The 2518-nt window shown below is 58.4% G+C and carries 3 protein-coding genes and 1 pseudogene; 2 read left to right on the forward strand and 2 right to left on the reverse strand.

All coding sequences use genetic code 11. The features are described 5' to 3' along the window. The first annotated feature begins 41 nt into the window (after window positions 1-41). The gene (locus BLP10_RS22650) at window positions 42-179 is read left to right on the forward strand and encodes an IS3 family transposase (RefSeq protein WP_091140014.1); all 138 of its coding nucleotides are present in this window, start codon (window positions 42-44) and stop codon (window positions 177-179) included. 160 nt (window positions 180-339) lie between these two features. Here the strand turns inward: BLP10_RS22650 and BLP10_RS22655 are convergent, their stop codons facing one another. Beyond that, window positions 340-678: a hypothetical protein gene (locus BLP10_RS22655; protein WP_091140009.1), complete on the reverse strand. Its 339-nt coding sequence runs from the start codon at window positions 676-678 to the stop codon at window positions 340-342. A gap of 164 nt (window positions 679-842) precedes the next feature. Here BLP10_RS22655 and BLP10_RS22660 point away from each other — a divergent pair, with 164 nt between their 5' ends. Next, window positions 843-1733, forward strand: coding sequence for a LysR family transcriptional regulator (locus BLP10_RS22660; protein WP_091140017.1), 891 nt, complete (start codon window positions 843-845; stop codon window positions 1731-1733). Window positions 1734-1953: 220 nt separating this feature from the next. Here BLP10_RS22660 and BLP10_RS22665 read toward each other — a convergent pair. After that, window positions 1954-2428 (reverse strand): annotated as a pseudogene (locus tag BLP10_RS22665) (IS6 family transposase); the annotation flags it as partial. Between the last annotated feature and the right edge of the window lie 90 nt (window positions 2429-2518).

Below are 2518 nucleotides of genomic sequence, written 5' to 3' on the forward strand. Positions count from 1 at the left end.
CTTACTACGATGAGCCGACGGCTCCTGCCGACGACACCGCCATTGTCGAGGCGATCGCCGCCATCTGCGATGAGTTCGAAAGTTATGGCTACCAGCGCGTGGGCGCGGCCCTGCGGCAGGCCGGCATGGTGGTGAACCATAAGATCCGCCGCCTGATGCGCGAGCACGATTCCCCATAATGAGACTAGCTCCCGCGATTAAAGTCGGGCGTCCGATGCCGCGGGTGAGAAGGTACCTGGCTATGAGATTGCCGATTACATTCACACCGGCCACAGCGGCGCTGAGCGTGCCCGCTGCGGCGTGTCTAACCTTCATGCGATCCATCAATAGACAGGCATTTCAGCCCTCGCCTGCGTGGCACTCTCGGCTCTGACGTTGGGGTGAAGGGAGGGCGAGTTGTTTTTGGGCTTGTGACGGGGCCTCCACGAGTCCAGCCCGTTTGAGCCAGAGCTGAAAGTGGAAGTTGGCGGTGTTTTGTGCTTTCCTTTGCGTCTCCTCGACACCTTGGAGCTGAACCCCGGCGGATCCTGGAACATCCTTGAGATACCAGCGGAAGCGCCCCTGAGCCTGACCGTTAGGAATCCGGTACACCCGCGCAAAGATGTGAATATGAAGACTGCCGACCACGTCCTCAGGATTGCGATCGTCAGGGATCGTTGGTTTCCAGCGCAGAGCCATGCCTCACTCCTGGTCTCAGCATTATTCTCCCTATCCTGGGTGGCCTAACGAGATGTTACTGGTCCACCGGGAACGATGCTCACGGCATCTCATGATGATTGATCAATGGCCTGTCATCAGGACATACATCGCTTGCGGAGAATTGATTGGGAGTGGGGCGCACGTTGGATTGGGATAAGATCAGGGTGTTTTATGAGGTGGCCGAAGCTGGCACCTTTACCAGCGCCGCCGAAAAGCTCAGGCTGAGCCAGTCCGCTGTCAGCCGGCAGGTCATGGCTTTGGAGAGCGAGCTCAAGGTCCCGCTCTTTCACCGTCATTCCCGCGGGCTCATCCTGACCGAGCATGGCGATCTGCTCTTCAGAGCTGCCAAGGATATGCACCTCCGTCTCGATAAAACCCGGCAACTTCTGACAGAGACAACTCAGCGACCGACAGGCGATCTCAGGGTCACAGCCACAATCGGGATCGGAGGCATCTGGCTGGCCCAATGCATATCCGAATTCCTCGACCTCTATCCGGAGGTGCGGATCCAGTTGATCTTAACGAGCGACGAGTTGGATCTTTCGATGCGCGAGGCCGACATTGCTATCCGGCTGCGCCGCCCGACCCAGCCGGACCTGATCCAGCGGCGCCTGTTCTCCATTCACTACCATGCTTATGCCTCGCATGCGTATCTCGAGCGTTTTGGAGAGCCGCAGAGCATTGCTGATCTCGATGGTCATTCCATTGTCAGCCTAGGAGGTGACCAGCCGGCCTTCATCCTCGACCTTCACTGCCTGACCGCCCTGGGGCGTCATGCGAAGGACCCTCGTCCAAGTCGTTTGGTGGTCAACGACAGCCTCGCTCTGCGCCAGGCCATTGAATTAGGAGCAGGAATCGGTATGGCGCCGGACTGCGCAATGAGTAGGAACCCGAGGGTTCGACAGGTGCTTCAGGATGTCGAGATGCCGACGCTCGATACCTACTTGGTCTATCCAGAAGAGATCCGCTCGGTAGCAAGAGTCCAGGCGTTTCGTGACTTCCTCGTCACCAAGGCGCAAGAGTGGGCTGTCTAAGACAGATGAGTTGTCAGGTGGGATGTGTCGCAAATCTTTGTTTCAGAGTTTCAGCTCCTGGGGCGGAGGTCTCAATGGCGGAGGACGCGGAGTTCAGGGGCAGGCATTTTAATTGGTTCTGTCGCAAGGCGTGAGCAGGGCCGCGAAAGTAGAAGATATCTGTGACTGGCTCATGCGGCGAGTAGCTCGGACTCCCAGCGGGTGATAGCCGCCGCTTGCAGGCATACCTTGCCTGTCCGTTTCGCATCATGTGCACCATCTCGATGCCACCCAAGAACACCCGAGCGGATGCCGTCGACTTAAAGCCGAGCATCGGCTGGATCCGCCTCTTGACAGCCCGATGATCCTGCTCGATGCGATTGATGAGGTCGGCACTTTGCTGGATCCGGACCGGCTTGAGTTTGCGCATTACCGATCCTGCAGCCGGTCTGTCGCGTCACAGGATAGGGCCGCCTCGCGGCTGGTCCGGCTGCCATCAATCACGAACCGCTCGGGCCGGCCGTGGTGCTTCAGGGCCTAACGCAGGAACCGCTTCGCGGCCGCAAGATTGTGCCGTTCACTGAACCAGAACTCCACCGTGTCGCCGTTGCTGTCGATCGCGCGATACAGATGCCGCCACTGACCACGCACCTTTACGTTTCGTCGACATGCCCCTTGCCAGTGACTATACGCTTGCGCCGGCTGAACTGCTCTAGAGGCTGTTATGGACTGCGATGTAGTTTACGGCCTGTCTTAACATAATGCAGACCAGTGCGATGACGTGGAGGTCAGCAAGAGTTTGAGGT

The sequence above is a fragment of the Microvirga guangxiensis genome, from assembly GCF_900102135.1.
GTDB lineage: Bacteria > Pseudomonadota > Alphaproteobacteria > Rhizobiales > Beijerinckiaceae > Microvirga > Microvirga guangxiensis.